The organism is Promicromonospora sp. NFX87 (assembly GCF_048564965.1).
Classification (GTDB): domain Bacteria; phylum Actinomycetota; class Actinomycetes; order Actinomycetales; family Cellulomonadaceae; genus Promicromonospora.
The window spans coordinates 4798904-4825378 of record NZ_CP183413.1 but is presented as its reverse complement, the minus strand read 5'-3'; the positions used below and the strand labels follow the sequence as shown (position 1 = coordinate 4825378).

General features: G+C 69.9%; 31 protein-coding genes, 1 other RNA gene and 1 pseudogene. 27 read left to right on the top strand and 6 right to left on the bottom strand.

Translation table 11 applies throughout. The features are described from left to right. Nucleotides 1-15 precede the first annotated feature (15 nt). Nucleotides 16-774, bottom strand: a complete 759-nt coding sequence (locus ACNYC2_RS21685; protein WP_419703772.1) for a hypothetical protein — start codon at nucleotides 772-774, stop codon at nucleotides 16-18. Between the two features lie 579 nt (nucleotides 775-1353). Between ACNYC2_RS21685 and ACNYC2_RS21680 the strand changes: the two genes are divergently transcribed. The 5 genes from ACNYC2_RS21680 (at nucleotide 1354) to ACNYC2_RS21660 (ending at nucleotide 7760) form a co-directional block, all read left to right on the top strand. Further along, nucleotides 1354-2793, top strand: a complete 1440-nt coding sequence (locus ACNYC2_RS21680) for a CpaF family protein (protein WP_419703771.1) — start codon at nucleotides 1354-1356, stop codon at nucleotides 2791-2793. Then, nucleotides 2793-3650: a type II secretion system F family protein gene (locus tag ACNYC2_RS21675; protein ID WP_419703770.1), complete on the top strand. Its 858-nt coding sequence runs from the start codon at nucleotides 2793-2795 to the stop codon at nucleotides 3648-3650. The genes ACNYC2_RS21680 and ACNYC2_RS21675 overlap by 1 nt, the downstream gene beginning before the upstream one ends. Then, nucleotides 3647-4384 carry a type II secretion system F family protein gene (locus ACNYC2_RS21670; protein WP_419703769.1) on the top strand — a complete coding sequence of 246 codons (738 nt, stop codon included), beginning with the start codon at nucleotides 3647-3649 and terminating at the stop codon, nucleotides 4382-4384. Before ACNYC2_RS21675 ends, ACNYC2_RS21670 begins: the two co-directional genes overlap by 4 nt. 18 nt (nucleotides 4385-4402) lie before the next feature. Further along, complete coding sequence (locus tag ACNYC2_RS21665; protein WP_419703768.1) at nucleotides 4403-6073, top strand: recombinase family protein; 1671 nt, start codon at nucleotides 4403-4405, stop codon at nucleotides 6071-6073. 508 nt (nucleotides 6074-6581) lie between these two features. Beyond that, nucleotides 6582-7760, top strand: coding sequence for a hypothetical protein (locus tag ACNYC2_RS21660; RefSeq protein ID WP_419703767.1), 1179 nt, complete (start codon nucleotides 6582-6584; stop codon nucleotides 7758-7760). 45 nt (nucleotides 7761-7805) lie between these two features. On the opposite strand, the gene ACNYC2_RS21655 is transcribed toward ACNYC2_RS21660, so the two are convergent. After that, nucleotides 7806-8003: a hypothetical protein gene (locus ACNYC2_RS21655; protein ID WP_419703766.1), complete on the bottom strand. Its 198-nt coding sequence runs from the start codon at nucleotides 8001-8003 to the stop codon at nucleotides 7806-7808. 860 nt (nucleotides 8004-8863) lie between these two features. On the opposite strand from ACNYC2_RS21655, the gene ACNYC2_RS21650 reads away from it, so the two are divergent. The 8 genes from ACNYC2_RS21650 to ACNYC2_RS21615 all read left to right on the top strand — a co-directional run bounded on the left by ACNYC2_RS21650 (nucleotide 8864) and on the right by ACNYC2_RS21615 (nucleotide 12089). Further along, nucleotides 8864-9109 (top strand): hypothetical protein, encoded by a 246-nt coding sequence (locus ACNYC2_RS21650; RefSeq protein ID WP_419703765.1) that lies wholly within the window; start codon nucleotides 8864-8866, stop codon nucleotides 9107-9109. A gap of 69 nt (nucleotides 9110-9178) precedes the next feature. Beyond that, nucleotides 9179-10069: a hypothetical protein gene (locus tag ACNYC2_RS21645; RefSeq protein WP_419703764.1), complete on the top strand. Its 891-nt coding sequence runs from the start codon at nucleotides 9179-9181 to the stop codon at nucleotides 10067-10069. A gap of 102 nt (nucleotides 10070-10171) precedes the next feature. Beyond that, a complete protein-coding gene (locus tag ACNYC2_RS21640) occupies nucleotides 10172-10507 on the top strand; it encodes an HNH endonuclease (protein WP_419703763.1) in 336 nt (111 codons plus the stop codon). Nucleotides 10508-10683: 176 nt separating this feature from the next. Beyond that, on the top strand, nucleotides 10684-11106 hold the full coding sequence (locus ACNYC2_RS21635; RefSeq protein WP_419703762.1) for a hypothetical protein: 423 nt from the start codon (nucleotides 10684-10686) through the stop codon (nucleotides 11104-11106). After that, a complete protein-coding gene (locus ACNYC2_RS21630) occupies nucleotides 11103-11243 on the top strand; it encodes a hypothetical protein (RefSeq protein ID WP_419703761.1) in 141 nt (46 codons plus the stop codon). Before ACNYC2_RS21635 ends, ACNYC2_RS21630 begins: the two co-directional genes overlap by 4 nt. Continuing rightward, the gene (locus tag ACNYC2_RS21625) at nucleotides 11240-11530 is read left to right on the top strand and encodes a hypothetical protein (protein WP_419703760.1); all 291 of its coding nucleotides are present in this window, start codon (nucleotides 11240-11242) and stop codon (nucleotides 11528-11530) included. Before ACNYC2_RS21630 ends, ACNYC2_RS21625 begins: the two co-directional genes overlap by 4 nt. Beyond that, complete coding sequence (locus ACNYC2_RS21620) at nucleotides 11527-11769, top strand: hypothetical protein (protein ID WP_419703759.1); 243 nt, start codon at nucleotides 11527-11529, stop codon at nucleotides 11767-11769. The genes ACNYC2_RS21625 and ACNYC2_RS21620 overlap by 4 nt, the downstream gene beginning before the upstream one ends. Next, a complete protein-coding gene (locus tag ACNYC2_RS21615; protein ID WP_419703758.1) occupies nucleotides 11766-12089 on the top strand; it encodes a hypothetical protein in 324 nt (107 codons plus the stop codon). Before ACNYC2_RS21620 ends, ACNYC2_RS21615 begins: the two co-directional genes overlap by 4 nt. Nucleotides 12090-12094: 5 nt before the next feature. On the opposite strand, the gene ACNYC2_RS21610 is transcribed toward ACNYC2_RS21615, so the two are convergent. Further along, complete coding sequence (locus tag ACNYC2_RS21610; protein ID WP_419703757.1) at nucleotides 12095-13327, bottom strand: hypothetical protein; 1233 nt, start codon at nucleotides 13325-13327, stop codon at nucleotides 12095-12097. A 98-nt stretch (nucleotides 13328-13425) separates the two neighbouring features. Between ACNYC2_RS21610 and ACNYC2_RS21605 the strand changes: the two genes are divergently transcribed. After that, a complete protein-coding gene (locus ACNYC2_RS21605; RefSeq protein ID WP_419703756.1) occupies nucleotides 13426-14214 on the top strand; it encodes an HAD family hydrolase in 789 nt (262 codons plus the stop codon). Nucleotides 14215-14222: 8 nt separating this feature from the next. Here the strand turns inward: ACNYC2_RS21605 and ACNYC2_RS21600 are convergent, their stop codons facing one another. Then, complete coding sequence (locus ACNYC2_RS21600; protein ID WP_419703755.1) at nucleotides 14223-14813, bottom strand: hypothetical protein; 591 nt, start codon at nucleotides 14811-14813, stop codon at nucleotides 14223-14225. 421 nt (nucleotides 14814-15234) lie between these two features. Here ACNYC2_RS21600 and ACNYC2_RS21595 point away from each other — a divergent pair. From ACNYC2_RS21595 to ACNYC2_RS21580, 4 genes and pseudogenes are all read left to right on the top strand, one after another. Next, nucleotides 15235-15435: pseudogene (locus ACNYC2_RS21595) on the top strand (pilus assembly protein TadB); the annotation flags it as partial. A 37-nt stretch (nucleotides 15436-15472) separates the two neighbouring features. Next, the gene (locus ACNYC2_RS21590; protein ID WP_419703754.1) at nucleotides 15473-15661 is read left to right on the top strand and encodes a hypothetical protein; all 189 of its coding nucleotides are present in this window, start codon (nucleotides 15473-15475) and stop codon (nucleotides 15659-15661) included. Continuing rightward, complete coding sequence (locus ACNYC2_RS21585; protein WP_419703753.1) at nucleotides 15658-16041, top strand: TadE/TadG family type IV pilus assembly protein; 384 nt, start codon at nucleotides 15658-15660, stop codon at nucleotides 16039-16041. The genes ACNYC2_RS21590 and ACNYC2_RS21585 overlap by 4 nt, the downstream gene beginning before the upstream one ends. Next, the gene (locus tag ACNYC2_RS21580; protein WP_419703752.1) at nucleotides 16038-16478 is read left to right on the top strand and encodes a pilus assembly protein; all 441 of its coding nucleotides are present in this window, start codon (nucleotides 16038-16040) and stop codon (nucleotides 16476-16478) included. The genes ACNYC2_RS21585 and ACNYC2_RS21580 overlap by 4 nt, the downstream gene beginning before the upstream one ends. 117 nt (nucleotides 16479-16595) lie before the next feature. Here the strand turns inward: ACNYC2_RS21580 and ACNYC2_RS21575 are convergent, their stop codons facing one another. Further along, nucleotides 16596-17915 carry an endo-1,4-beta-xylanase gene (locus tag ACNYC2_RS21575; RefSeq protein WP_419703751.1) on the bottom strand — a complete coding sequence of 440 codons (1320 nt, stop codon included), beginning with the start codon at nucleotides 17913-17915 and terminating at the stop codon, nucleotides 16596-16598. Between the two features lie 216 nt (nucleotides 17916-18131). Here ACNYC2_RS21575 and ACNYC2_RS21570 point away from each other — a divergent pair, with 216 nt between their 5' ends. From ACNYC2_RS21570 to ssrA, 8 genes are all read left to right on the top strand, one after another. Then, a complete protein-coding gene (locus ACNYC2_RS21570; RefSeq protein WP_419703750.1) occupies nucleotides 18132-18587 on the top strand; it encodes a hypothetical protein in 456 nt (151 codons plus the stop codon). A gap of 19 nt (nucleotides 18588-18606) precedes the next feature. After that, a complete protein-coding gene (locus tag ACNYC2_RS21565; protein WP_419703749.1) occupies nucleotides 18607-18987 on the top strand; it encodes an ankyrin repeat domain-containing protein in 381 nt (126 codons plus the stop codon). Between the two features lie 69 nt (nucleotides 18988-19056). Beyond that, nucleotides 19057-20166 (top strand): peptide chain release factor 2, encoded by a 1110-nt coding sequence (gene prfB, locus ACNYC2_RS21560; RefSeq protein ID WP_377138031.1) that lies wholly within the window; start codon nucleotides 19057-19059, stop codon nucleotides 20164-20166. 146 nt (nucleotides 20167-20312) lie between these two features. Then, on the top strand, nucleotides 20313-21089 hold the full coding sequence (ftsE, locus tag ACNYC2_RS21555) for a cell division ATP-binding protein FtsE (protein WP_419703748.1): 777 nt from the start codon (nucleotides 20313-20315) through the stop codon (nucleotides 21087-21089). 2 nt (nucleotides 21090-21091) lie between these two features. Next, entirely contained in the window at nucleotides 21092-22003 is a 912-nt protein-coding gene (ftsX, locus tag ACNYC2_RS21550) for a permease-like cell division protein FtsX (RefSeq protein ID WP_419703747.1), read from the top strand. Beyond that, nucleotides 22003-23400, top strand: coding sequence for a peptidoglycan DD-metalloendopeptidase family protein (locus ACNYC2_RS21545; protein WP_419703746.1), 1398 nt, complete (start codon nucleotides 22003-22005; stop codon nucleotides 23398-23400). The genes ftsX and ACNYC2_RS21545 overlap by 1 nt, the downstream gene beginning before the upstream one ends. A 90-nt stretch (nucleotides 23401-23490) precedes the next feature. Continuing rightward, nucleotides 23491-23964, top strand: coding sequence for an SsrA-binding protein SmpB (gene smpB / locus ACNYC2_RS21540; protein WP_116674061.1), 474 nt, complete (start codon nucleotides 23491-23493; stop codon nucleotides 23962-23964). A gap of 127 nt (nucleotides 23965-24091) precedes the next feature. Beyond that, nucleotides 24092-24460, top strand: a transfer-messenger RNA (tmRNA) gene (gene ssrA / locus ACNYC2_RS21535). A 515-nt stretch (nucleotides 24461-24975) separates the two neighbouring features. Here the strand turns inward: ssrA and ACNYC2_RS21530 are convergent. After that, nucleotides 24976-25113 carry a hypothetical protein gene (locus tag ACNYC2_RS21530; protein WP_419703745.1) on the bottom strand — a complete coding sequence of 46 codons (138 nt, stop codon included), beginning with the start codon at nucleotides 25111-25113 and terminating at the stop codon, nucleotides 24976-24978. A gap of 102 nt (nucleotides 25114-25215) precedes the next feature. On the opposite strand from ACNYC2_RS21530, the gene ACNYC2_RS21525 reads away from it, so the two are divergent. Beyond that, the gene (locus ACNYC2_RS21525) at nucleotides 25216-26442 is read left to right on the top strand and encodes an MFS transporter (RefSeq protein ID WP_419707877.1); all 1227 of its coding nucleotides are present in this window, start codon (nucleotides 25216-25218) and stop codon (nucleotides 26440-26442) included. The last annotated feature ends 33 nt before the right edge of the window (nucleotides 26443-26475 follow it).

Sequence of the window (26475 nt, the reverse complement as noted above, 5' to 3'; positions counted from 1 at the left end):
CTCTCTGCCGGGCTGTCATTCACCGCCGCCCCCGGTGGCGGACTGGTCCTGGTCCTGGTCGCCTTCCGTATCGGTGCGCAGCGAGATCGGGCTCTCGGGCAGCGGCGCCTGGTCGAACCTGCCGCCGACACCGGGGTCGCTGACGAGGGCAAGCCCGGTGATCGAGCTGTCGAGAAGGGACTGAGGCAGTTCCTCCCGGTGGGTCCAGTCGAGGTACCCCAGAGCGTCGGGGGCGGCCTCTCCGTAATACACGTGCTGGAGGCCCCCACGAGCCGAGACAGCGCAGGCGACGGTCATGACCCGTTCTGCCGAACCGAAGGAGCCGTCACGCACCACGCGCACACGGCCAGCATCGAACTCCTGACCCAGGTCCAGGTGCCCCTGGACGGCCTCCGGCTCACGCCCATTGAGGGCGTACACGCGGGCACGGTACTCGGACACGTCGATCCGGATCTTGTCACCGCCGTGCGGGCTGCTCGCGTACCGCACAGGGAAGATCAGTGTCCCGCGGAAGACGATCAGCGGGAAGCGGGAGTCCTTCGGGTGGACCTGCTCATGGCCCGGCAGAAAGTTCATGTGCGTGGCGACCTGGTGGCCAAGGATCCGCCAGAGCGCGCCGTAGGCCTCGTTGGACTCCAGTCTGCTGCCGGCCTTGGCGTCCAGGGCATACTCCTGCGACGCACGTGCCGCCTCCGCCAGGGCGGCCCTGACCTGGTGCGCGTGCTCGCTGAACCGCTCGACCATCCACCGCGACGCTTCGGGCAACTCATGCATGCGCACTCCAGGGCTTGAGTAGGTTGCATGAATAGTAGCAGTAGTGCTTCAGATTCGTGCGAGGAACAGTCATTGGGCTGGTGGCGGCGGTCAGCGAGATGCTCTCGGTTCAGGAGGTTCTCCGACGCGGCGGCAAGGACCCCTCGTATCCCGCAAGACCTCTGCGTCCTCGGCTTCCTCGGCCATGTACCCGCCGCGGACGCTTCCCCTCAGGCCTGAGAGTCGCCCCTGCAGGCTGAACGAGAGGCTGTCTGGTCGCTGCTCGGCGGCTCCTGAGACGCGCTAGCCAGCGTAGGTAGTGGGTAGATCTCATGGCGTCGAAGTCTCAGGTCGAAACGGCGAGGTCTGCGAGCCGGACTCGTGGCCAGCTGCAGAACCGCCTGACCAACTGGCGGGCCGGATGCTTGGGCTTGAGGGTTTCAGGACTTTTCGACCCGCTCGCCTGCGGGCGTCTTGGGGCGGGACGAGTTATCCACAGGCATTCCTGCTGTGGCGCGCGGATCCGGATGGATCCTCCTAGGGTCGTGGTCGGTGGCGGTCCGCAGGGGGAGCGCGAGTGGCAAGAGCTCAGGGGGGACTATGTCCGCTGCGGTGGAACGGACGGAACTGCGTCGGCCGGCTCGGCTCGACGTCGGCGATGAGCGTGCGGTCGGCTCGGTAAGGGCCGATGGGATCGCCCTGCTTGAGAGCGAGGTGCGCGAGCTCGTCCGGCGTCGCGGCGTGGACCCGATGGCCGAACCGGACCGGTTAACCGATCTGGTGCGCGAAGCAGCTGCGGACTATGCGGACCGCGCTGCACGGGGTCTTCTCCTTGGGCTGCCCGATATGGAGCGTGTAGTCCAGGAGATTTCGGACGCGGTTGGCGGCTTTGGTCCACTCCAGGCCTATCTTGATGATCCTGAAATAGAGGAGGTCTGGCTCAACGCACCGACGCACGTGTACGTGGCGCGGCGCGGGGTGCCGGAGCTGACCAGCACCGTCCTGACCACGGAGCAGGTTCGTGACCTGGTGGAGCGGATGCTCAAGACGTCGGGTCGGCGGCTCGACCTGTCCAGTCCCTTCGTGGACGCCCGGCTGCCTGGTGGCGAGCGGCTGCACGTGGTCCTCCCCGAGATGACCGGCGGCGGGATGGCCGTGAACATCCGCAAGCACGTGGTGCGGGCACGTGCGCTCGCGGACATGGTGCGTCTCGGGTCGCTGACCGGACAGGCCGCGACCTTCCTCGACGCCGCGGTCCGGGCCGGCCTGAACATCCTCGTGTCCGGCCAGACCCAGGCGGGCAAGACGACGATGCTGAACGCCCTCGCGGGGTCGATCCCGGGATCCGAGCGGGTCATCTCGGCCGAGGAGGTCTGGGAGCTGCGCCTCCCGGTCCGCGACCACGTGGCCCTCCAGACGCGGCCGGCGAGCCTCGAAGGCACGGGAGAGGTGCCGCTGCGACGTCTCGTCAAGGAAGCGCTGCGGATGCGCCCCGACCGGATAGTGATCGGCGAGGTGCGTGAGGCGGAGGCGTTCGACCTGCTCATCGCCCTGAACAGCGGCGTCCCCGGCATGTGCACGCTCCACGCCAACACCGCGCGCGAGGCCGTGGCCAAGATGACGACGCTGCCCCTGCTCGCCGGCGAGAACGTGTCCGACCGGTTCGTGGTGCCCACCGTCGCCTCGGCGGTGGACCTCGTGGTGCACCTCGGCCTGAACCGTTCCGCGGACGGCGTGGTCCGGCGCCAGGTGCGCGAGATCGTCGCCGTCACCGGGCGGGTCGAGGAGGGCCGGATCGAGACCGCGGGCATCTTCGACAGGGACGCCGACGGCGACCTGCGGCGCGGCGACGGCATGCCGCCCGGTGAGGACCGGTTCGAGCGCGTCGGGTTCGACGTGCGGGCCCTGCTCGCGGACCCGCGGGTCGTCCCGGCCGGAACACGTCCGGGGACGGGCGGCGTCGCCGGCCCGTGGGCGGGCGCGGGCGCCCTGTCGGGCGCGGACGCCCGGGCGGGCGCCGGCCCCTGGGCGGTGCGCTGATGGGCGTCGTGGTCGGCCTCCTCCTGGGCGTCGGCGCGTTCTGCATCTGGTGGTCGTTCTGGACCCCGATGCCGCGCCCCGCGGGCCGGGTCACGTGGCAGATGCGGACCCGCGACCTGCTGACGCAGGCCGGCGCGCCGTCCGTCACGCCCGGGATGCTCGTGGGCGCCTGCGCGACGCTCGGCGTCATGACGCTGCTGCTCGGGCTCGCCCTGACCCGCTCGCCCGCGATCGCCGCGTGCTTCGCCGTCCTGACGACGCCCGGTCCGGTGGTGCTCGTGCGGGCGCGGGCGCGCCGCCGTCGTCGGGCGCTGCGGGAGGTCTGGCCCGAGGTCGTGGACCACCTCGCCTCCGGGGTACGCGCGGGGTTGTCCCTGCCGGAGGCGGTCGCACAGCTCGGGCAGCGCGGACCGGTCGAGCTGCGTGAGCAGTTCGGCCGCTTCGCCCACGACTACCGGGCCGGCGGCCGGTTCGGGGACGCGCTCGACGCGCTCAAGGAGCGCCTCGCCGACCCGGTCGCCGACCGCATAGTGGAGGCCCTCCGCCTCACGCGCGAGGTCGGCGGACAGGATCTCGGCCGGCTGCTCCGCACCCTCAGCGGCTTCCTGAGAGAGGACGCCGCCACCCGCGGCGAGCTGGAGGCACGGCAGAGCTGGACGGTGAACGGGGCCCGGGTGGCGGTCGCCGGGCCGTGGGTGGTGCTGGCGCTGCTGGCCACCCGGCCGGAGACCGCACGCGCCTACGACTCACCCACCGGCGTCGCGGTGCTGGTCATCGGCGGCCTCTGCGCCGTGATCGCCTACCGGATGATGCTCCGGATCGGCAGGCTGCCCGCCGAACGCCGGGTGCTGCGGTGACGGGCTGGGTGGCAGGGGCGCTCGCAGGTCTCGGCGTCGCGCTGGGACTCCTGATCGTGCTCGCCCGGCTGCGGTCGCGCGCCGTCACCCTCGACGAACGGCTCGCGCCGTATCTCCGCCCGCGTGACGCGACCTCGACGCTCCTCCGCGAGGTCAGCCGCACCTCGGCAGTGGTCCGCCTGCTCGGCCTGCACGACGTCGGCACCCGCCTCGAGCGGTTCGGCTCGCCTCGCGAGGAGGTACGGCGAAGGCTCGACCGGGCAGGATCCGTCGAGTCGGTGGACCACTTCCGGGCCCGGCAGATCGTGTGGACGGTGGCCGGGCTGGCCACAGGACTCGGCCTCGCGCTGCTGCTCGCGGCGACCCGGGGCGCGGCGGTCGTGCCGCTGCTGGCGCTCGTCGTCGTCGCGGGCGCATGCGGCTACGTGGCCTGCGACCAGGCCCTCACCCTCCGGGTCCGACGGCGCGAGGAGCGGCTGCTGGCCGAGCTGCCGACCATCGCGGAGCTGCTGGCCCTCGCGGTCGCCGCGGGGGAGAGCCCGCCCGCCGCCCTCGAACGCGTGGCCTCGACGGCGCGCGGCGAGCTCGCCGCGGAGATCCGGCGCATGGTCGCCGAGGTGCGGGCCGGCGCGCCCGTCACCACCGCCCTGACGGCGCTCGCCGACCGGTCGGGCCTACCTCCCCTGTCGCGGTTCGCCGAGGGGGTGGTCGTGGCCCTGGAACGGAGGCGTTAGTCACGTTACTTTGAAGGCATGGCATCCTCAGATCGGGAGCACAACCCACGGCGCGCCGTCACCTACGCCCGCCAGTCGAAGGAGCGGGACGACCGCTCGACGGCGTCGCCGGAGGCCCAGCGCAAGTCGACGGCCGCGCATGTGGCGAGCCGCCCCGGCTGGGAGTTGGTGGCGAGCTACGAAGACCTTGGCCGGTCCGGGTATGACCCGACGACCGACCGGCCCGGCCTCGAGGCGGCGCTCGCGATGCTGGAACGCGGCGAAGCCGACGCGCTCGTCGTCTACCGGCTCGACCGGCTCACGCGTCGCGGTGTAATCGAGGCCGTCGAGCTCGTCCGGCGCATCCAGCGTGCGGGGGCCGTGCTCGTCTCGGCGACCGAAGCCGAGTTCGACCTCTCTACGCCGATGGGCGCCGCCATCTTCGCGATGCTCGCCGCCATGGCAGAGCAGGAGTCGGCGAACATCTCCGCCCGAACCAAGGGGGCGAAGGCGGTGCTCCGCGAAGCGGGCTCGCACATGTCCGGACGGCCGCCGTACGGGCTCCGCGCCGTCAAGGTCCAACGCGACGGGCTCACTGTGCGCCACCTCGAGCCCGACCCGGTCACGGCACCTCATGTGCGCGAGGTCGTCGACAGGGTCCTCGCGGGCGCGTCGGTACGGTCCGAGGCTGCCCGCCTGGCCGCGCTAGGGCTCCGCACCGCGACTGGCGCCGCGTGGACGACGAGCGCGCTCGGCAAGCTGCTGCGGTCGCCGTCGCTCGCCGGGTACGTGCCTGCGACACGTGCCGGACATGTTGACGAGCACGGCGTCGCAAGGCGAGCTCGAGACGTAGCGACACCCCGAGACTCGCGAGGCCGCGTCGTGATCGCCACGGATGACGACGGGCACCTCATGCGCCCGTGGGAAGGGCCGCTCGAACCTGCCGTCTGGCACCGCCTCCAAGACCTCCTCGATTCCCGACCGATGACGCCCGGCACGACCCGGGAGGCGTCACTCCTCGGCGCGCAAGGGCTCCTAAAGTGTGGCGAGTGTGGCGGTCCCATGGTCGCCGACCGGCGCGCCACAGGGGGCGCCTACCGCTGCTCCTGGCACCGCACGGGCAAGCGCCCGGACTGCCCTGGCGTCTCTGTCTCGCTGCCGCACACCGAGTCATGGCTCGTCGAGGCTGTCTTCCGGCGCATCGCCGCGCTAGACCCTGAAGACGAGGCCGACCTCGAGCTACTCGTCGAGGTCGCTGCCCGGCACGGTGCCCAGACGGCCGACCCGGCATCGGAGGCGGAACGCTCGACACTCACGGCCGCTCGGGACTCGGCGCTCGCAACCCTCGAGCGGCTCGACGACGACCGCGCCGCCGGACTGTTCGACGGTGAGCTCGGCGCCAAGCGCTACGCCCGGCAGGTAGACGCGTTGACCCGGCGTCACGCCGAGGCCGAGGCAGCTCTCGCTGCGCTGCCGTCGGGTTCGATCGACATTTCCGTGTGGCTCGACTCCGTCGGCATCGCCGGGGAGCGGGGCGCCGGGTTCGACACCTGGTCACTTGAGGAGCGCCGAGAGTTCCTTGCGCTGTTCGTCGACCGCGTCGAGGTCACGAAGGCGACCTACCGAGGCACGCGCAACGACCGGTTCCGCCCGCAAGAGCGGTTCCGTCTCTGGTGGGCGGGCGCCGCCGAGGCTGTCAGCCCGGCGTAGCGCCGACGCGCCGCGTGTAAACGCCCTCGACCCACGCCGGGTCGGGGGCGTCGCCCGTTCCGGCGCCGCCGGGGGAGCGCCGGGAGCGGCCCCTCGAGGTCGGAGCTCAAGGGTGAGGAACCCTGCAACGGTGTAGCAAAAGCGTCTTTCTCCCTTGTTCCTCTACTAGCTGCTGCTACTCGAACAAGTAATAAGAGAGACCCAGATTTCTACACGCGTTGCAGGTTTCCTCACTCTGGGCTTGCGGCACCGACCCGGCGCGGGGCGCGCCCGCCATCCCGGCGAAGAAGTCACCTAGCCCTACGAGCACCGGGCTTTCGCTGGCCGACTATCACTTCGAGAGCACTGGGAGCCGCCGCGCCGCTCTCGCCCCGGGCCACACCTGGCCCCGGAGGTGAGCAGACCGCGTGCCGCTGGCCGTCTTCTATTCCGAACAGCCCGACGTGTCTTGGCGGATCGCGTCGGGCTGTTCGCAATCCGCCAACCATCCGCCACCGAAGGATTCCCCATGCACCTCACCATTGAGCACGCGCGCCTAGCGTCGCGCCGCGAACGTCGCTCGCTAGACCTGCCGAAGGCACACCGCGACCGCACGTGGTTCGCCGACACCGACGGCAGCCGTCGCGCTGTCGGCGTGCCCGGCCCTGCCGTGCTCGCCGCCCACGTGACCGTCCCCGGCGTCAAGCGCTCCGGCCGCACCCTGGTACTCGACGGCACGCCTGTCCCACTCGAAGACGTCGTCGCCGCGCTGAAGACCGCGCTTGCGGCGCTGCCCGACGTGGACAACGCCGAGGCGCCCTACCGCGACCTTCTCGTCGCCGCTACGTTCCCCGGCGCCGCGTACAGCGCGTACGCCGCCGACGCGGCCCGCGAGTGGGTGAAGCTCGTTCCTCGCGTTCCGAGGCCGCCGCGCCCGGCCCCCGAGGACCGCACCCCGGCGATGACTGCGACCGAGCGCTCGCGCTTGCACCGCGCCCGCCGACGCCGCGAAGAGCGCGAATCCGCAGAGTGGGTGATCCGTACCCACCTGGAAGGCGACCCGTACGGGGACACGCCGCCGCCCACCGTCGGTGACCGCATCCCCGGCCGCGACCTCTTCGGCCTGGCCGAGAGCATGCTTGGAGAAGCGACGTACGACCGCACCGACGCCGTCGCCGAGGGCACGCTCGAGGAGTGGCTCGAGGGCCGAGACGACCTCTATGCCCCTGGTTGCCCGGCGCACCCGCGCATGGTGTCGCGGCAGATGCTTTACGCCGCTGCGGCGGACATGGGCCTTCGCATCACTCGCCCAGGTAACGCCGTCGTCCTGACGGTCATTCGTCGACTCTTCCGACGCCTCAAGGAGGCCACCGTGTACGCACTCCAGCACGCCGCCGAAGTGCTCGGCGATCACCGCTCGCCTGAAGAGTTCCATGCCGAGACGCTCGAGGCGATCGGTGCCCCGGTCCCGCCGTCTAACCCCGACCCGGAGCTCGAGGCCCTCGCCGAGGCGCTGCCGGGCCCTGTGGCCAGCGCTATGGCGTCGTCTGACGACCCACTCCGGTCGCTCGAGCTCGTCGGTGCCTACTGGGCTCGGCGTCACCCCGAGACACGCGACGCGATCGTCGCGGCGCACCGCGCGTTCAGCCCGGCGCTCGTTGAGCACGTTCGTTTCCTGGTCGCCTCCGCGATCGAGGCCGACGTATGAGCGGTGCCGACGCCGCCGCCAGGCGCGGTCTGTGGGCGTACGCCTTTAGGGCATCTTCCCAAAGTGGACGCTGATGGGTACGCCCGGAGTGACGAAGAGCTTTACGCCCTGGCCGTTCCCGTCGTAGGCCATGAACGTACCGAGCTCGCCTGACCTCAGCCATCTCTCAATGTCCGCCTCGATTGTGCTGGCGGTGTGCTCTGGAAGGCTGTAGGTGAAGGTGCCGTATGTGATGTAGGCCATGGGACGGAGCATCGCAGTCGGCGCCCGGCTGCGCCACCGCGCAGAGCGGCTCGCGTGAGGGGCTCGTGACGGCAGCGTAAGGGCCTCGAGGAATTGGCCCTGATGGCACGGAACCGCTCAACCACTGGCTGTTTACACCTATGACAGAGAACTACGTTCCTGCCTCCGCTCGCGCTCGCCGACCTCGGCGTCGCGGGCCTCTCTCTTCCTCGGCTCATGTGCGCCGAGGAGGGCATGTGGGTTCCTTCGGTTGGTTGGTACCGGCCCGGTCGCTCTGAGCGGAGCGACCGGGCTAGCCGCCGCCCCACGGAGATCCCACGCCCGACGCGCTTCCCTCGCTCGCCACCTTCGGCGCCCACGTCCGCACGGACACCCGGCGCCTTCGGCTCCCTGACGCACACGCCCGCACGGGCCGCCGACCGGAGCCCTTCCCGGCGAGCCGCTCCCGCCGACGTGACGACGTCGTCGCCCCCTAGCTGCTGCACTCGGGTACCTATCAACAGGTCACATGAGCCCGAGCGCAGCGCCCTCTGCCTGCCCCGCCCGCCGGATCTTCCCCTTCCAGGCGCTGAGCCGTCGCAGGCACACCCGAGACAGCCCCGTCATGCGCGCCCGAGCGGATCGCGTGTGGCGGGGCTGGCTCTTTGCCTATTCCGCGAACGTTCGAAAGGACAACCCATGTTCGACACCTGTCCGACTGCCGGGTGTGGGCGGCGCAAGCCCGAAGGCTACGCACGGTGCGACCGCTGCCGCGCCAACGCGTCACGGCAACGCGCCGTTGACGACGTCGCCCGCGCCGCCGAGACCATCCGCGCACTGACCAGTGCCCTCCGCCGGAAGGCCCCCACACCGTGACGACCATGACCGACGCACTTGCCGCGCTGCGTACTGCTGTCCGCGAGGCCGAGGCTGCTCTCGCCGCTGTCGAGACCGACCCCGAGGCCAGCCTCGGCGACGCCATGACGGCCGCTGGCGAGGTAACTGCGGCGCGTATGCGCGCCGATGACGCCGAGCGGCAGCTCCCCGCCGCTCGCGAGCTCCGCGAGGCCGCTGGCGCTGAGGCACTCGCGGGCCTCTTCACCCCCGACGCCGCCGCCGACGCCTGACCAACCCCTGGATTTTCGCCGGCGAAAGTCCGGCCCCCGTCCACACCCCACCCAAGGAGCCATACCAACATGTTGACCAACCCTCGAAGCATCCTCGCCGCCCTCGCCGGGCTCGACGTCGAGCTGCCCGCTGCGGTCGTCGCAGCCCGCGCCAAGCACGCCGCCCTTGCGAAGCTCAACCCGACGCCCGCGACCGTGAACAGCTTCGCCGACCGCCTGATCGCTGCCGACGAGAAGAACCTCGGGCGCGAGCTCGACAAGCTCGCCAGTGCTTACGCCGGGGAGGCGGAGCGAGGGCGCATCCTCGACGCCGCCAAGCGTCGTGCCGACGCGGCAGTCGCTACGGCGATCCTCTTCGAGCGCGACTCGATCGTCGAGCAGGTGCTCACTGCCGCGCCCATCGCCGCCGCGTTCGCCACGATCGCCGAGGCCGCCCCGCTCGTTCCGCGCCTTACTGAGCGCTCGCCGTCCCTCGAGCGCGTGCCCGCCGATGTCGTCAGCAACGCCGCCCGGGTGACTGGCGCATACGCGACGATCGACGCCCTTGCCCGACAGCTCGCCGAGCTCTTCGGCTTCGAGCCGGTCCCGGCGACCATCGCGCTCCTGTTCGCGTCGCCGACACTGGACACGCGCGAGGACCTCGCCGCCTTCGTGCAGGCAGCAGAGGGTAAGTCGAACGCGCTCGCCGGGGCTTATAGGGGCCTGGCCGGTGAGGCAGGCAAGACGGGCCAGGGCATTCCGGCGGTACTCGTCGCCCACCTCGAGGGCGTCGAGCTCGCTGGCGTTAAGAGCCTCGCCGAGTTCCGGGAGCGCCGTGCCGCCTTCGCTACCGCACGCGCGCTGCCTCCGAGCGAGGCCGAGCTCGCCGGGGTGGAGAAGCAGCGCACCGTACCGATCGAGGCAGCCCTCGCGAACGGCATGCTGACCGGCGACGAGCCCGGCATCGTGTCCCGCGTCTGACCCGTCCCCCAGAGAGCCCCTGTGCCGCCCGCTCATGGCAGCACGGGGGCTCTCTGCTGCCCGGCGCCATCCTGGCGCCCCTCAACCTGGAAGGCACCGAAGGTGACTACCTCTCGCACGGGCACCACCGTGTACCTCAACCGCCGGGCACGCTTCCTGGCCAAGGCTCGCCGTGAAGGCTGGCCCTGTGCGCTCTGCGGTAAGCCGATCGACTACAGCCTGAAGCGTCCGCATCCCGGCGCGTTCCAGCTCGATCACATCACTCCTTACTCGCGCGGAGGCGCTGACCTCGACCCCGCGAACTGGCAGCCGAGTCACGCGAGCTGCAACCGAGCGAAGAGCGACAGCGTCGACATGCCGACGCTCAAGGAGCGTCCCGACTACCCGCACACCGTCGACACCGGGGGACGCGTGAACAGGCTCACGCGCGAGTGGTGACCGCGCCCGCCGTCGGCCACCCCCGGGTGGGAGCTACCCCTCCGGGTACCCCCTTCCCGCTCTCACGGCATTGCGAAACATATTCACCCAGAGAAGTTCTGTGGGAGAGAGAAACCACGGCCCTCTGACCTGCAACAACGCGAACCCGCCTGTGACCCGACCCTGAAGGAGGCCCCGTGCCTGATATCCCGACCGCAGACGGCAGCCCGCTCGCCTGCACCACGTGTGGCCTCGTCCTGGATGAGTCCACCGCCGTCCGCGACGCCAGCAAGCCGAGCGGCTACCGCTCCCGCTGCAAGACGTGCCACGCCGAGCGCATGGCAGTTGCCCGCGCGTCCCGTGGCGCGAAGTGGGCCTTCGATGTGATCGAGCGCTACGCGTTCGCTCTCGACGGCGCCGTGTTGGTTGGCGAGATTGGCCGGTTGATCGATCGCGCCGACTGGCTCGACGCCGCCGTCGCCAAGCTCGACGAACCGACGATCACCACCGCGCGCGGCGTCGTCCAGCTACACCCTGTGATCGCCGAGGCGCGACAGACGTTCAACGCCTTGCAGCGCGCCCTAGCAACCCTGGCGCTCGACCCGAGCGACATGCCGTGATCCGCTCCCAGCGCAAGGCCACGCCGCCGACCACGGCGCACCTGCCGACCGGCGAGACTCTCGACGAGTTCCTCGCCGCCGAACGTCGCGCCATCGCCGATGGCAGCGGCACCCGACCCCAGAGGAAGACATCATGATCCGATCCAAGGTGCGCAGCACCGCCCCCGCCGCCGTCGAGATTCCTGCCGGGCTCGAGTGGGGCGTGGAGCCGATGCCCGCTGACACGTTCAATTGGCTGGTCGAGCAGCTCGGCGAGGAGTGGGACGTGCTCCGCGTCGTCATGGTCGACCATCCCGACGACCCGCGCCGCACGATCACGCGCGACTTGCGCACGATCTCCGTCGAGCAGTTCCTTGCCGAGGAGCGAGCCGCCATCGCGAGCGGTGTCGGCACCTACCCGCGTCGCCAGGAGGCCCGCCGATGACGCGCCGTGTGTCTCGCCCAGCGCCCGACAACCCGGTCGCCCGCAAGCTGGCCTTCGACCTGATCGCCGCTGGCGCCACACTGGCCGAGCTGCGGGAGGCGATGACGGATCGCGGCTTCCACCCGGCGACCGCGAACCGGCTGCTCTCGGAGTGGTTCGACCACGTCGAGCGTGTCGAGGTCCCGAGCGGGCGAAGTACACGGTTCATCTACCGCTTCACGACGACGGAGGCCGCGTGAACAGGCTCACGCTCCTCGGCGCCCGTGACGGCTCGAGCCCGAACCGCGCCGGGTACGCCGTGCCCGCCGTCAACGTGCTCTACAAGCTGCCAGCCCCGGCCGCCGTCCGGCGCACTCTCCGTGACGCTCACGACGTCATCGCCGCGATGCGCGAAGCGTTCGGGAAGTCCGGCGTCGAGTACGCGATCCGCTCGGCGCTGCTCGGGCTGGCGATGTCCCGGGCCTCGAGCCGTGCCGACGTCGTCGCACTGCGCGCATGGGCTGCCGACGTCGCCGAGACAGAGACCGACGCCTGGCTCGAGGAGCACGCGGCAGCGTAGGCCCGCTAGCTCGCGAAGGTGGCGAGTGCCTCGGCGTAGGCGCGAGCTCGCGGGTCGTCGGTGAGCTTGGCCCGGTCGAATTCCTGCGTCAGCTCGTGCGCCACGAGCGCCAGGCTCGGCGCCGACCGCCGGTCTCCGGCGAGAGCGTCCACGCCGTAGTCGAGCGCCGCGTCGGCGTCGCCTGCCCGCGCTGCGACGACGGCGAGCGTGATGCGGGCCTCCGCGTTGCGCATGGGCGACCGTTCGACGCCGTCGGGCCGAACGCCTGCCCGGAGCGTTTCCTGGGCGTAGAGCGTCGCGAGTGCGTCGTTCCCGACGTTCCTGTGTACGTCCATCTCGTAGTACGACCACTTCGCCGGGTCGATCACGAAGTGGTTATCGGGGTTGTCGGGCATCGGCAGGGCCTCGAGCACGGCGCGCCCGCGCTCGAGGCTCAACTCGACCTGCCGGGCGTTGCCGAGCCTGGCCCACGCCTTCGCAGCCTGGGCGGCGAGCTGGGCACTGACGCCCCGCGATCCGGCGACCTCGATACCGCGCTCTGCGGCAGCGACGACACGGTGCAGGTCGCCGGACGTGAGAGCGAACCACGCCGACATCTCGAAGGCCCATCCGCTGACGTCGCGGTCGTCGACCTCGCCGGACAGGTCGAGTGCAAACCGGCGCGTCGACTCGGCGGCTACGTGTCGCCCGGCGTCGTACTCGACGCACCCGACCAACAGAGCGAGCCGACCGGCGAGCGAGAGCAACTCGCGATGCTGTCGGAACGTCAAGCGCTCATCCAACAGCCGCGTCATCCGCCGGAGCCACGTCATGCCCTCGGCGTGGAGCTCCCGAGTGTCGCGGTAGCGGTACTCCGTACAGAGCCGCTCGACCGTGACCTGTACCCCCGTCACCGTGGCGTCAGAGATCGTCGACCGCTCGAGCCTTGCGATTAGGTCGGCCGTGTCCATCCCGGCCTCTTGCAACAGGCCCACGTCGCCGACCGGCTGAGCTGGCGGGAAGAGCTCGTCTGTCACGGTGCCGAACACGTTGGCGATGTGCGGCGCCCATGTGCGCGGCGTGACGCGCCCCGCTTCCCAGTCCTTCCACTGCCGTAGGAGCGACTCGGCTGACGGCGCTTCCTTGCCCGTCGCCCGGCTGTAGACGGCTTGCAGGTTCGCGACAGCGCGGGCCTGCGACCAGTCACGCGCAGCCCGCTCGCGACGTAGGCGCTCCGCCCATGCTGGCCGTTCGCTCATGGCACCCATCGTGCCTCACGCGGGGAGCCAGGGGGAGACCTAAGTCTCCCCGGGTCTCACCTATTCCGACGTCCCACCCGGCGCCGAGGCTGGACCGCATGAACCTCGCGCCCCCGCCCGCACTCGTCGCGTGCGACATAGACGGGACCCTCCTCCGCACGGGCAACCCTGCGTCGCCCGGCGTTCGCGCCGCTGCTACCGCCGTCCGCGCCGCCGGTCATCACATCGTGCTTGCGACCGGTCGCTCTCTCGTCGGCGCGCTCTCCGTGGCCCAAGAGCTCGAGCTCGACGACGACATTTGGATCGTCGCCAGCAACGGCGCCGTCACGGCGCACGTGACCGGCTCAGGCTTCGAGGTCATCACGCAACACGATCTCGAAGCCGAGACCGCCATCCGGGCCGCGCTCGCCGCCTCGCCGGGCCTGCGCATCGCCGCCGAGGTCGTCGGCGTCGGCTACCGCGTGAACATCCCGTTCCCGGACTCCGAGGTCAACGGCACGCAGAACAGCGTCACCGGGCTCGAGGAGCTTTGGGCGGAGCCGACGCCCCGGCTAGCGCTCTACGGCCCAAGCGCCTATCGCGCCGTGCCCGCCCTGCGCGCTCTCGGGATCACGGCGATACCGACCCGCACCGACTGGGTAGACGTCACGCCGCCAGGGCTCTCGAAGGCCACGGCGCTCGAGAAGGTGCGTACCGAGCTCGGCGTCGAAGACGACGCCACGGTCGCTGTCGGCGACAGCGAGAATGACCTCGAGATGCTCCTGTGGGCGTCGACCGGGTTTGCCATGGGACACGCGCCCGTCCCCGTGAGAGCCGCCGCCGATCACGTCACGGGCACGCTCGACGACGACGGCGCCGCAACGGTCCTCCGGTCGCTCCTGGCATGACAGAGGCCTCAGGGACGCGCAGCCGCTCCCGAGGAGAACCACTGCACCAGCGGAACCGACAGCATGACGGCAGCTTCAGCCGCCTCCTGTGTAGGAACCGGCAACGGGCCATCGTGCGCGTGGCGACCCACCTGCCCTGCGATAAGCATGTTGAGCATCCCGATCAGGACAGCAGAATTCGGCGTGACCTTGTCCTGGCCATCGAACGGCAACGTCCAGTCCTTCTGGTCTCGGACGACATTCCTCATCTTCGTGAGCGTCGCCATCGAGTCGTTCGGAGACACCTGCTGCTTCATCGCGGCCTCAACAGCCTTGAGTGCGCGGTCGTACGCCTTCGACGGATCTGGGTTCACGCCGAACGCAGCGTGCCATGCCTCCGAGAGGATATCGCCCGCGTGGGAGGCGTTCGCCATGACGTGTTCGGCGGCCTCCTGCACACCCAAGGGCACTCGCCGCTCCAAACCCGGGTAACCCTCACGAGTGCCTACCTTCCAGGCGGATCCATTGAACTCCAGCAATTCTTCAAGCGATACAGCCGAGTACCCGTCCGAGTCCGGAATGATGGAAACGAGGTAGTCCACGAACGGAATCACGTCCACGTGCGGGTCCCACCTGCTGCGGAGCGTTGCGACAGCCACATGAGGGCCTTGCATCTCGACCGCAGACCGCAACGAGGCGGTCACGGGACTAGACGACCGGCGGAGCTGCTCGAACCTGTCCACGAGGTCGATCCGAATAAAGTCTTCTTCGTATGGGGGCCGGAGGGTGATCTGGTTGCCAATCCATGCCCACAGAGCCTCTGCCATCCACCCCGGGACGTCCTCGTGCAGGGCTGCCGCTTCTTCCGCTGTCTGACCCATCGGTCGCCATCCCGCCATGTCCGGAAGTATGACCCGAACCACTGACATGCGCGCGGACGAGGCAGGGCGCGCGCGGTGCTGCATTCCTTGCGCAACACGGCCGCCGGTCGGCGCCCCCGTCACGTCGTTCTCCTCTAGTTGCCGGGACTAATTCGTCCGTTCGCTCGAGCGCGGAACGCCTCTGGCTGACGTGCTGCGTGCGCAGGCACGCGACGTCCGCGAGGCCGGCCGCCGTTCCCTCCTGGAGGCGGGCGGACGCAAGGAGATCCTGATGATGGTCCCGGTCGTTTTCCTCGTGCTGCCGGTCACCGTCGTCTTCGCGGTTTTCCCCAGCCTGGCCACCCTGCGGATCGGGCTCTGACATGACTCCCCGTATTTCCCCCTCGAAAGGAAACGACATGCGCGACGGCCATGAGCCCGCCCCAGAGGCCCGTTCCGAACCGGGCAGTGAACGGGGCGACGTACCCGGCTGGGTCCTGGTGACGTTGATGACGGCGGGCCTTGTGGTCGCACTCTGGGCCATGGCCGGCCCGCTGCTGGAGAACGCGTTCCGGCAGGCGATCAGCAGCGTCACAGGCCAGGGATGAGCTCCGGCCGGCCGGAGCACGGCTCCGCCGCGGTCGAGTTCCTCCTGGTGTCCGTGCTGGTCCTGGCCCTGCTGCTCGGCGTGGTCCAGGTGGCGCTCGCGGTGCACGTGCGGTCCCTCGCCATCGACGCGGCCGCGGAGGGCGCCCGCGTCGCGGCCCGTGCCGACCGGGGTCCCGCCGACGGCGTCGCGCGGACGCGTGCGCTGCTGGCCGGAGCCCTGACCGTGGCCTACGCCCGCGACGTCACCGCCGGCCGCACCACTGTCGACGGCCTCGTGGTGACCGAGGTGACGGTGCGCACGACGCTGCCGGTCGTCGGCCTGCTGGGTCCCGGCGGGACGCTCACCGTGCAGGGCCACGCGCTGGAGGAGGCGCAATGACAACGGGGGAGCCGGAGCGTGGTTCGGCGATGGTCGAGTTCCTCGGCGTCGCCCTGATCCTGCTGATTCCTCTTGTCTATCTGGTGGTGACCCTGGGGCGGGTCCAGGCCGCCGCGTTCGCCGCCGAGGGGGCAGCCAAGGACGCCGTCCGTGCGATGGTCACGGCCGAGTCGTCGGCGGCAGGCGAGGCGCGTGCCGATGCCGCTGTCGGGATCGCCCTGACGGACCAGGGCTTCGAGCGGGCGAGCGGCGCGCTCAGCCTGGAGTGCTCCGCCTCCCCGTGCCTGACGCCGGGTGGTGCGGTCAGCGCCGTCGTGCGGGTCGAGGTGCCGCTGCCCCTCCTGCCCGACGCCGTACGCGGCTGGGTACCGCTGTCCGTCCCGGTCGAGGCAGCTCGCACGGGTACGACGGACCGTTACGCCCAGCCCCGCCCGTAGTCGGTTGTGAGCGTGACCGTTGCGCCGACAAGGGGCACACGGGCGCGACGGTCACGCTCACAACCGAGCCTCTCTCGCTGCTGACCTGCCCCCAGTGGCAGGTCATGGGTCAGCGGGTCAGGGGACCGTGCAGGTCGCCGTCGGGTTGTTGTTGTTGCCGTTCTTGTAGAGCGTGATGCCGAAGTTGTTCCCGGACCCGTTCGGTGTCGCTGTCAGGGTGCCGCTCGTTCCGGACACCGTCGCGTTCCACGAGTTCTGCAGGGTCTGGCCGCCCTGTGTCTGGATGGAGACCCGCCACGTCGAGCTGCCGGACACGGCCAGCGAGACGTTGAACCGGTCGGACCACTCGTTCGCCCTGCTGACGGTCACGGTGCAGCCGGTACCGGGGTCGGGGTTGCCGGTGCCGCCCCCGTTGAGAGCGTTGAGTGTGGAGGTGTAGGCGGCCTTCTTGTTGCCGCTGCCGTCGAAGAGGAGCGGGGTGCCGCTGGCGCGCCACGAGTCGGTGTCCCGGACGCCCCAGACACTGATACCGGTGCAGCGCGAGACGGCCAGGCAGGCCTGGACGACGCGCCGGTAGTTGTCGGCCTGCGCGGTGCCGGAGCCCTCGATGTCGAGCTCGGTGATCTGCACGTCGACGCCCAGCGCCGCGAAGCTCGAGATCGTGGTCTGGTAGTTGCTCGGCACGGGGCTCTGCGCGTTGAAGTGGGACTGCAGGCCCACGCAGTCGATCGGCACGCCGCGGGCCTTGAAGTCGCGCACCAGGTTGTAGACGGCCTGGGTCTTGGCGTGCGACCAGTCGTCGGTGTTGTAGTCGTTGTAGCAGAGCTTGGCGTTCGGGTCGGCGGCCCGGGCAGCGCGGAACGCCGCCTCGATCCAGTCGTTCCCGGTGCGCTGCAGGTTCGAGTCGCGGCGGGCGCCGGAGGAGCCGTCCTGGAACGCCTCGTTCACCACGTCCCAGGAATGGATCTGGCCCCGGTAGTGGGTGGCCACCTGCGTGACGTGGTTGAGCATGGCGTTCCGCAGGGCGGAGCCGCTCATGTTCTGCATCCAGCCAGGCTGCTGCGAGTGCCACGCCAGCGTGTGGCCGCGGACCTGCTTGCCGTTGCTGCGTGCCCAGCTCACGATCCGGTCGCCGTTGGTGTAGTTGAACTGGTTCTGGTTCGGCTCGGTCGCGTCGATCTTCATCTCGTTCTCGGCGGTGATCATGTTGAACTCGCGGTTCGCGATGGTCGTGTACACCGAGTCGTTGAGCCTGCCCGCCGCGATGGCGGTGCCGAAGTACCGGCCCGACTCCGCGGCGGCGGCCTGCAACGTGCTGCCGGCAGCCTGTGCGGTGGTGGCTGCGACACCGCCGGCGAGGACCACCGCGGTCAGGGTGGCGAGCGAGATGGCTCGCAACCCGCGCCGCGACGGCGATGGGGTGAGCGTTCGGGTCATCGTTGATCCCTTCGTGCTGGGCGGGCCGTCATTGGCCCGTCGGACGTGGAAAAGGATTTCGATGCGCGGTGCCGCCTGTCAAGGGGTTCTGCTAAACGTTTTCAAAGATCGGAGAAAGTGAAACGTTTAGGTCGCTTCGGGCACTGGGCAAGGCGGGCTGTGGACAACCGCCACCGCCGCCCGGCAGGTGCGGGCCACCCCCTGGACAATGAGGGAATGAGCCCCGACGCCCACCTGACCGACCTGGAGAGCGGCCGCATCATGCTGCTGACCTCGGCGTTCGTCGCGTTCGCCCTGATGCTCGTCGCGGTGGTCGCCTCGGCCAGCGCGGTCCACCTGGACCGCAAGACGCTCTACGACGTCGCGGACCTCGCCGCTGCCGACGCCGCGAGCGCGATGTCTCCCGACGCCTTCTACGCGGGTGCGGGCGCGCCTGCCGACGGCGCCCCGCTCACCCTGTCCGACGCTGACGTGCGCACCGCCGTCGACCAGTACCTCGCCGAGCACCCGCCGGGCATCCCGCTCGCGGTGACCGGTGCGTCTTCGCCGGACGGTCGCTCGGCCCGGGTGTCCCTCGCGACGGTGTCCCGGCCGCCGCTGCTGCGGTGGTTCACCGACGCGTTCGGCGGCGGGATCTCGGTGACGGCGTCGTCCACGGCACGCGCGTGGTGAGCCGGGTTAGGTTGTGGCCATGAGCGACCCCGAGGCAGGCACACGCCTGGAGCCCCAGCAGATCTTCGACCTCGCCCGGCAGGGTGCCGACGTCCTGCTGGACCTGGTGGACGCGGGGCTCCCCGTCGACCTGGCCGACGAGTCGGGCAACACGCTGCTGATGCTCGCGGCCTACCACGGGCACGCGGACCTGACGGCGGGCCTGGCCGAGCGGGGCGCGGACGTGAACCGGCTCAACGGCAAGAGCCAGGCGCCGCTCGCGGGTGCGGTGTTCAAGAACGAGGCCGACGTGATCAGGGTGCTCGTCGAGCACGGCGCGGACCCCGACGCCGGGAACCCGAGCGCCCGGGCGACCGCTCAGATGTTCGGCCGCGAGCTGCCGGAGCCCGGGGCTCGCTGAGCAGCCGTTCGAGCCTGCGCCGGATCTTCCGGCGTCGGGCACGACGATGCGCGGGTAACCTTGAACATCGTGGCAACCAACGACTTTCCCGCAGAGATCAAGGCGCTCCGCGCCACCCTCGATTCCATCGAGGCAGTGAGCGACCCGACCGCCCTGCAGGCGAAGATCGCCGAGCTGTCCGAGCAGGCGTCGGCTCCCAACCTGTGGGACGACCCGGACGAGGGCCAGCGTGTCTCCTCTGCGCTCTCGGCCGCGCAGTCCGAGCTCGACCGGGTGGAGAAGCTTCGCGCCCGGATCGACGACGTCGAGACGCTCGTCGAGCTCGGCCACGAGATGGACGACGCCGACTCGCTCACCGAGGCCGAGGAGGAGGTCGCGAAGATCCGCAAGGACCTCGCGGCGCTCGAGGTGCGCACGCTGCTGAACGGCGAGTACGACTCCCGCGAGGCGGTCGTGACGATCCGTGCGGGTGCGGGCGGCGTCGACGCCGCCGACTTCGCGGAGATGCTGATGCGCATGTACCTGCGCTGGGCCGAGCGCCACGGCTATCCCACCAAGGTCGGCGACACCTCGTACGCGGAGGAGGCCGGTCTCAAGTCGGCAACCTTCGAGGTCAACGTGCCGTACGCCTTCGGGAACCTGTCCGTCGAGGCGGGCACCCACCGGCTGGTGCGGATCTCGCCGTTCGACAACCAGGGCCGCCGGCAGACGTCGTTCGCGGCGGTCGAGGTGATCCCGCTCATCGAGCAGACGGACCACATCGACATCCCGGACACCGAGCTCAAGATCGACGTGTACCGCTCCTCGGGCCCTGGCGGTCAGTCCGTGAACACCACGGACTCCGCGGTGCGCATGACGCACATCCCGACCGGTGTCGTGGTGGCCATGCAGAACGAGAAGTCGCAGATCCAGAACCGCGCTGCCGCCTACCGCGTGCTGCAGTCGCGTCTGCTCCTGCTCCGCAAGGCGGAGGAGGCGGCCACGCGCAAGGAGATGGCCGGCGACATCAAGGCGAGCTGGGGCGACCAGATGCGCTCCTACGTGCTGCAGCCGTACCAGATGGTCAAGGACCTGCGCACGGAGCACGAGTCGGGCAACCCGCAGGCAGTGTTCGACGGCGCCATCGACGACTTCATCGAGGCCGGCATCCGCTGGCGCCGGGGCGGCGGCGAGAGCTGACGGTCGCGCCGGGGCACGTAGCCCCAGCCGAAATGCCGCTTGCCAGACGTTTTGACCGATATGGCGTCCGGACTTTGCGGACCGGGTGAGTTCTGTCGGCGTGTCCGCCCGACACGCCATGGGTTCCCACCCCTAGTCTCGGGCTCGTGATCAGGTTCGAGAACGTGTCGAAGGTCTACGCGCGGGGCGCACGGCCTGCCCTCGACCAGGTCTCCGTGGACGTCGAGCGTGGTGAGTTCGTGTTCCTCGTGGGGGCCTCGGGCTCGGGCAAGTCGACGTTCCTGTCGTTGGTGCTGCGCGAGCAGCGGCCCACGCGCGGGCGGGTCTATGTGGCAGGGCGGGACGTCGCGAACCTCTCCGGGTGGCGCGTGCCCACGCTGCGCCGTCAGCTCGGCGTGGTCTTCCAGGACTTCCGTCTGCTGCAGAACAAGACGGTCCACGAGAACGTGGCCTTCGCCCTGCAGGTGATCGGCAAGCCGCGCCACGTCATCCGGGACACCGTGCCCGAGGTGCTGGAGATGGTCGGCCTGTCGGGCAAGGGCAAACGGATGCCGACCGAGCTGTCGGGCGGTGAGCAGCAGCGCGCGGCGATCGCCCGCGCGATCGTCAACCGGCCGCAGATCCTCCTGGCCGACGAGCCGACGGGCAACCTCGACCCCACCACCTCGCTGGGCATCATGCGCCTGCTGGACCGCATCAACCGGACGGGCACCACGGTGGTCATGGCCACGCACGACGACGAGATAGTCAACGAGATGCGACGCCGCGTGGTCGAGCTGTCCGACGGCGTCGTCGTCCGCGACGAGGCACGGGGCGGCTACGGCGAGCGCGAGGCGATCCTGCCCGACGTCGGCGCGTCGCCGGTGCTCGACTCCCCGGGCAGCGGAACCCGTGCGCCGGTCCAGACCGCGCGGGGGGTCTGACCGTGCGCTTCCAGTTCGTGCTGGGCGAGGTCTTCTCGGGCCTGCGCCGCAACACCACCATGGTCGTGGCGGTGGTGCTCGTGACGTTCGTGTCGCTCACGTTCGTCGGTGCGGCGGCCCTGCTCCAGGCCCAGATCGGCAAGCTGAAGGACGACTGGTACGACCTCGTCGAGGTCTCCGTGTTCCTCTGCCCGCAGGGCTCCGTCGTGCCGACGTGCGCGGGCGGCGAGGCTACCCGCGCCCAGGTCGACGCCGTGCGCCAGATCATCGACACCGAGCTGTCCGACGAGGTCAGCGCCGTCTACTTCGAGTCGAAGGAGCAGGCGTTCGAGGCGTTCAGCGAGCGCTACCCCGACGGCTACCAGGGCACGCAGCTCACCGCCGACGACATGCAGGCCTCACTCCGCCTCAAGCTGGCCGACGCCGAGCAGTTCGCCGTCGTCAGCGACGTGCTCTCCGGCCGGGACGGCGTGGAGATCGTGAAGGACCAACGGGCCGTGTTCGAACCGCTGTTCCGGACGCTCAACGTCGCCACGCTGCTCGCGGCCGGGCTGGCCGGCGTCATGCTCCTGGCCGCGGTGCTGCTGATCACCACCACCATCCGGCTGAGCGCGGTCTCGCGGCGCAAGGAGACCGAGATCATGCGCCTGGTGGGCGCGTCCAACCTGTTCATCCAGCTGCCGTTCCTGCTGGAGGGGGCGCTGGCGGCAGTGCTTGGCTCGCTGCTGGCCGGAGGTGGGCTCTGGCTCGCCGTGCGGTTCATGGTCAGCGACTGGCTCGAACGGTCGGTCGACTGGGTGGCCTACGTCTCTGAGGTCGACGTGCTCCGCGTCGCGCCGTTGCTCGTGGTCATGGCCGTCGCCCTGGCCGCGCTCTCGTCCTTCTTCACCCTGAACCGGTACACGAGGATCTGATGACTACTTCACGAAGCCTTCGGTTCTGGACCGTCGCACGCGGAGCTGTCGGACGCGGCCCGGTCGCGGCGGTGCTCGCGGCGGTCCTCCTGCTGGGTGGCGCCACTGTCGGGTACGCGGACGACCTCGACGACCGCCGCGCCGCCGCCGAGCGGAAGCAGCAGGCCAAGGAGGACGAGCGCGAGAACCTCGAGGCCGAGCTGGAGCACACGGACAAGCAGCTGGCTGACGCCGTGCTCGAGCTGAACCAGGTGGAGGGTCGCCTGCCCGTCGCGGAGGCCGAGCTCGCCGTGGCCGAGGCCGAGCTGGAGCGCGCGGAGCGGGAGGCGGCGATCCTCGCCCAGCGCCTGGCCGACGCGCAGCTGGAGGAGGCAACGGTCACCCAGCTGCTCCAGGACGGCTCCGGCAAGGTCGACGGGGCGCGCGACGACATCGCGCAGATGGCGCGCGAGGAGTTCCGCGGTGCGGGCAACGCCTCGACGATCGGCCTCGTGACCGGCGCGCAGAGCACCGAGGAGTTCATCGACGGGTACTCCGTCTCGTCGTCGGCCGCGCGGATCCGGGCGCGCACGCTCGCCGAGCTGCAGAGCGCCGAGGCGACCGCACGCAACCTGCAGGCGCGGCTGACCGCGATCCGTGAGGTGGTCACGGAGCTCAAGCGCCTGGCGGACGAGAACGTGCGGTCCAAGGAGCAGGCCAAGCAGTCGGCGGTCCAGCGCAAGGCCGAGATCGTCGAGCTGATCGCCGAGCAGGAGCGGCTCAAGTCCCGTATCGAGCGGCGCAAGCACGTCGCGGTGCAGAACATGCAGGACACCGAGGAGGAGCTCAGCTCCATCGAGTCCGACCTCAAGGGGATCATCAGCGAGCAGCGGGAGCGGGACGAGCGGCTGGCCAGGGAGCGGGCCGAGCAGGAGTCGGACGGGAACGCCTCGGGCGGTGGTTCCGGGGGCGGCGGTTCCTCGGGCGGCGGATCGTCCGGCGGCGGCACGGGCACCGTGTCGTTCCTCAGCTACCCGACGGCGAACCCCGTCGTCACCTCCTCGTACGGCATGCGGTTCCACCCGGTGCTGCAGTACAACCGCCTGCACGCCGGCACCGACCTCCGGGCGTACTGCGGTACCCCGATCATGGCGCCCGCGGACGGCACGGTGCTGTACGCGCGCTACCTGGACGGCCTGGGCAACCAGGTGCTGATCAACCACGGCTACTCGTCCGGCGGCAGCAGCGTGATGACGAGCTCGAACCACCTGAGCTCGTTCGCTGTGTCGTCGGGTCAGCGGGTCTCTCGCGGCCAGGTGATCGGGTACTCGGGCACCACGGGCACGTCGACGGCCTGCCACCTGCACTTCGAGGTGTACATCAACGGTTCCACGGTGGACCCGATGAGCTGGCTGTAAAAGCCTGGTCCACCCAGGCCGGACGCGTAAACTGGGGCGTCGCGCTGCCCGCACGGGGTATGCCGCACCAGCAGATCCCGGAGGGAGACCATGGCCAAGAAGGACGATCCGCGCAAGATCGTGGCGAACAACAAGAAAGCCCGTCATGACTACGTGATCGAGGACGTCTTCGAGGCCGGGCTCGTGCTCTCGGGTACCGAGGTCAAGGCGCTGCGGATGGGGCGGGCTTCCCTCACGGACGGCTACGCCACCGTCGACCGTGGCGAGGCATGGCTCGAGAACGTGCACATCCCCGCGTACTTCCAGGGCACGTGGAACAACCACGCGCCGCGGCGCCGGCGCAAGCTGCTGCTGCACCGCGAGGAGATCCTCCGGCTGGAGTCGAAGTCGCGCGAGAAGGGGCACACCCTGATCCCGCTGGCGCTGTACTTCCTGGACGGCCGGGCCAAGGTGGAGATCGCCCTGGCCCGAGGCAAGAAGGAGTACGACAAGCGGCAGACCCTGCGCGAGCAGCAGGACATGCGCGAGGCGCAGCGGGCGATGCGGCAGAAGGAGCTCCGCTGACCGGTCGCGGTCGCTGCCACGGGCTGCGGGCTGTAACGGAAATAACGTTCCCGTCTGCGGAGTTGTCGCATAGGATGGAGATGTTCCGCACGGGCCCGGCCCGGACGGGGCAGTTGAAAACAACATAGGGGCTGATCGGTTTCGACGGTGGTCGTGCTTCGAGGAGAAGCGGGCCGAGGATGCAGGCTTATCTCGTAAACGATGCCTGCAAACACATAGTTGCCGATAACTCGCGCAACGACTTCGCCCTCGCCGCCTGAGCGAGCCCGAAGTCCGTCGGCCTGGGAGATGCTTCCGTCCCAGTAGCCGGCGTCATCTAGGAAGCCACTGCTCGTAGCTCTCGTCATCGGGGCTGCGGGAACACTCAGATGACTGGGCCTGTCCGCGAACGTGTCTGCGCGAGTGCGGGGGCCGAGAAAATCCATAGCAGACTGCGCCCGGAGAAGTACTCGAAAAGCGTCACCGGACCCGGGTTCGATTCCCGGCAGCTCCACCCCTATGACAGCAGGCCCGCCTCCATCGGAGGCGGGCCTGCTGTGCTGTCTGTCGGCGTTGTCTGTCGGCGCGCGAGGAAGCAGCGCGGCCTACTGCCTCGACAGATCCGTCACGGGGATGGCTACCTCGCGCGACCGCAGGACGCCGTCGACCACGACCACGGCCTCCTTGCCGGCCCAGCCCGGTCGTACGGTCTTCACGATGCCCTCTGTACCGCGTTCGGTGCTCGACGCCCCGGTGACTCTCACCATGACGCCTGTGGCGATCCCGTCGCCCATAACCTTCTTCTTTCTGTTGTCATTTCGGGCCAGGGCGATCAATTCACGTACGTCTGGCAATCGCTCAGCTCGGTGGGTGCATGAGCCTGCCAGCGGTTCGGTGCGGCGTCAAGATGAATGTGCAATGTTGATTTATGGCATCAAGCCTTTGTTTCTGTCTGTGTATTTTCCTTTCACCCAAAGGCTGTTTGCGCAGTTCTGCAACCTTGCTCAATCGCTTTTGCGTATTACGCGCAATTCAGGACAAACCCGTCCCGGTGTCGCGCAGGACCGACTGCACGGCCACCGTCGCCGTGGGCCGCTCCGCCGACGTCGCCCGCGCCGGGGCGGGGGCGAGCGGGGTCCAGCCCGCCGCTGCCCGAGATGCGTGGTTCATCCAGTCTTAACGTCGCCGCAGTCACATCGTCATAATACGATGTAACGATCTACCCACTTGGCGACCTGAAGGGAATGTGTCATGTCACAGCAATCGAGGGCCCTGCCGTCCGGCCTCATCGCGTTGGCGCTGGGCGGCTTCGGCATCGGCCTCACCGAGTTCGGCATCGTCGGGCTGCTCCCGGAGATCGCTACCGACTTCGCCGTCACCGAGAGCGCAGCGGGCTATCTCGTCTCGGGCTACGCGCTGAGCGTCGCGGTGGGGGCCATCTTCCTGACCGGCGCGGTCTCGCGATTCGAGCGTAAGCGGGTCCTGGTCAGCCTGATGGTGCTGTTCATCCTCGGCAACCTGATCTCGGCCATCGCCCCGACCTACGAGATCATGCTCCTCGGTCGCATCGTCGCCGCGCTGTGCCACGGCGCGTTCTTCGGGGTCGGCGCGGTCGTTGCGGCCGACATGGTCGCGGAGAACCGGAAAGCGGGAGCGATCTCCCTGATGTTCGCCGGGCTGACGATCGCGAACGTGGTGGGGGTCCCGCTGGGCACCTTCCTCGGCCAGGAGCTGGGCTGGCGTTCCACCTTCTGGGCCATCACCGCGATCGGCGTCGTCACGCTCGTCGGCATCCAGCTGCTGGTCGGCAGCTCGCCGGCCGCGCCGTCCGGCAGCCTGCGGAGCGAGGTCCGCGTCTTCCGCCGGCCCCAGGTACTGATGTCCGCGCTGGTCAGCATCCTCGCGTTCGGCTCGGTCGTCGGGGCGTACACCTACATCGCGTTCACCCTGACGGATGTCACGGGCTTCGCCGTGTCGGCGGTGCCGTGGCTCCTGCTCCTGTTCGGGGTGGGCACCTTCATCGGCAACCTGGTCGGCGGGCGGGCCGCCGACCGGGCCATGGACAAGTCGCTCCTGGTGATTCTCGGCCTGCTCGCGGTGGTGCTCGCCGTCTTCGGCCTCACCGCCTCGAACATGTGGGCGGCTCTCGTCGCGATGTTCCTGCTCGGTGCCGTCGGCTTCGCCACGGCGCCCGGCCTGCAGCTGCGCATCATGCAGGTCGCAGGGGATGCCCCCACGATGGCGTCCGGCGCGAACGTCGCGGCGCTCAACGTCGGCAACGCGTTCGGCGCCTGGCTCGGCGGTATGGCCATCGCCGCCGGCTTCGGGTTCGTGTCGCCCCTGTGGGTCGGCGCGGGCCTCGCCCTGGCGGCGGCCCTGGTCCTCGCCACGGCCATCGCCACGAAGGCAAAGGACCCGGCGTCCGATCTGACGTCGGCGCCCGCCGACGCGGCGACCGAGACCGCACCCGCCGAGCCGGTGGCCGCGGAGCGCGCCTGACACCCAGCGGCTCGGGCCGCGGTACCCAGCAGC

Excerpts from the sequence above, each read along its gene's own strand:
- ACNYC2_RS21580 (WP_419703752.1), top strand. The coding sequence starts at position 16,038 with ATGACAACGGGGGAGCCGGAGCGTGGTTCGGCGATGGTCGAGTTCCTC.
- ACNYC2_RS21570 (WP_419703750.1), top strand. The coding sequence starts at position 18,132 with ATGAGCCCCGACGCCCACCTGACCGACCTGGAGAGCGGCCGCATCATG.
- ACNYC2_RS21565 (WP_419703749.1), top strand. The coding sequence starts at position 18,607 with ATGAGCGACCCCGAGGCAGGCACACGCCTGGAGCCCCAGCAGATCTTC.
- ACNYC2_RS21685 (WP_419703772.1), bottom strand. The coding sequence starts at position 774 with ATGCATGAGTTGCCCGAAGCGTCGCGGTGGATGGTCGAGCGGTTCAGC.
- ACNYC2_RS21645 (WP_419703764.1), top strand. The coding sequence starts at position 9,179 with ATGTTGACCAACCCTCGAAGCATCCTCGCCGCCCTCGCCGGGCTCGAC.
- ACNYC2_RS21655 (WP_419703766.1), bottom strand. The coding sequence starts at position 8,003 with ATGGCCTACATCACATACGGCACCTTCACCTACAGCCTTCCAGAGCAC.
- ACNYC2_RS21575 (WP_419703751.1), bottom strand. The coding sequence starts at position 17,915 with ATGACCCGAACGCTCACCCCATCGCCGTCGCGGCGCGGGTTGCGAGCC.
- ACNYC2_RS21660 (WP_419703767.1), top strand. The coding sequence starts at position 6,582 with ATGCACCTCACCATTGAGCACGCGCGCCTAGCGTCGCGCCGCGAACGT.
- ACNYC2_RS21530 (WP_419703745.1), bottom strand. The coding sequence starts at position 25,113 with ATGAACCACGCATCTCGGGCAGCGGCGGGCTGGACCCCGCTCGCCCCC.
- ACNYC2_RS21605 (WP_419703756.1), top strand. The coding sequence starts at position 13,426 with ATGAACCTCGCGCCCCCGCCCGCACTCGTCGCGTGCGACATAGACGGG.
- ACNYC2_RS21585 (WP_419703753.1), top strand. The coding sequence starts at position 15,658 with ATGAGCTCCGGCCGGCCGGAGCACGGCTCCGCCGCGGTCGAGTTCCTC.
- ACNYC2_RS21680 (WP_419703771.1), top strand. The coding sequence starts at position 1,354 with ATGTCCGCTGCGGTGGAACGGACGGAACTGCGTCGGCCGGCTCGGCTC.
- ACNYC2_RS21675 (WP_419703770.1), top strand. The coding sequence starts at position 2,793 with ATGGGCGTCGTGGTCGGCCTCCTCCTGGGCGTCGGCGCGTTCTGCATC.
- smpB (WP_116674061.1), top strand. The coding sequence starts at position 23,491 with ATGGCCAAGAAGGACGATCCGCGCAAGATCGTGGCGAACAACAAGAAA.
- ACNYC2_RS21590 (WP_419703754.1), top strand. The coding sequence starts at position 15,473 with ATGCGCGACGGCCATGAGCCCGCCCCAGAGGCCCGTTCCGAACCGGGC.
- ACNYC2_RS21545 (WP_419703746.1), top strand. The coding sequence starts at position 22,003 with ATGACTACTTCACGAAGCCTTCGGTTCTGGACCGTCGCACGCGGAGCT.
- ACNYC2_RS21650 (WP_419703765.1), top strand. The coding sequence starts at position 8,864 with ATGACCGACGCACTTGCCGCGCTGCGTACTGCTGTCCGCGAGGCCGAG.
- ACNYC2_RS21620 (WP_419703759.1), top strand. The coding sequence starts at position 11,527 with ATGACGCGCCGTGTGTCTCGCCCAGCGCCCGACAACCCGGTCGCCCGC.
- ACNYC2_RS21665 (WP_419703768.1), top strand. The coding sequence starts at position 4,403 with ATGGCATCCTCAGATCGGGAGCACAACCCACGGCGCGCCGTCACCTAC.
- ACNYC2_RS21625 (WP_419703760.1), top strand. The coding sequence starts at position 11,240 with ATGATCCGATCCAAGGTGCGCAGCACCGCCCCCGCCGCCGTCGAGATT.
- ACNYC2_RS21610 (WP_419703757.1), bottom strand. The coding sequence starts at position 13,327 with ATGAGCGAACGGCCAGCATGGGCGGAGCGCCTACGTCGCGAGCGGGCT.